This window comes from Streptomyces sp. P17 (genome assembly GCF_032436805.1).
GTDB lineage: Bacteria > Actinomycetota > Actinomycetes > Streptomycetales > Streptomycetaceae > Streptomyces.
The window spans coordinates 1-567 of the sequence record NZ_JAVRBF010000261.1; the positions used below are offsets into that span (position 1 = coordinate 1).

The 567-nt window shown below is 67.5% G+C and carries 2 protein-coding genes; both read left to right on the forward strand.

Annotated features, from left to right (window positions below; all coding sequences use genetic code 11):
- Positions 1-346 (forward strand): DUF6093 family protein (locus RMT89_RS40740; RefSeq protein ID WP_315888795.1); only part of this gene is annotated, 346 nt, incomplete at its 5' end.
- The coding region (locus RMT89_RS40745) for an HK97 gp10 family phage protein (protein WP_315888796.1) at positions 343-567 on the forward strand (225 nt) is incomplete at its 3' end. The genes RMT89_RS40740 and RMT89_RS40745, both read left to right, overlap by 4 nt.

Sequence of the window (567 nt, forward strand, 5' to 3'; positions counted from 1 at the left end):
GGACTGCGTCGTCACCATCTACACCCATCGCCGCTACGAGTTCGTGGACGGCTCCGAGGTGGAGATGTTCGGCCCCGAGGTCTACGCCGGCGTCGGTGCTGTCGATCCCGGCTCCATGGCCGGGCAGGTGATATCAACGGGTCAGCAGCCCGTCACGTCCCGCGCCTACCGCTGCTCGGTGCCGTGGTGGGTAGATGCGCTCAGGGAGGGTCACGTCATGGTCGTCAACCACTGCCCCCGCGACCCATCTCTCGACGGCGCCCGGTTCACGGTGGAGACAGTCCGCCAGAACGGTCTCGGCGTCGTCAAGCGCCGCTTCACCGCATCGGTGATCGAGACGCCATGACCGAGAATGCAGAGTTGACGAAGCTCGCCGTCGACCTCGGGAAGGCGTCGTCGAAGGTCACCCAAGAGGTCATCAAGGCGACCGCCGCCGCAGGCAGGGAGGTGGCATCGGAGGCGAAGAGCCGCGCTCCGCGCCGATCCGGTGCGCTCGCCAACTCGATCGTCAGCCACGCCAAGGGTCTCGTCGCTGTCGTGGCCGCCGATGCGCGCCACGGCGTGTTC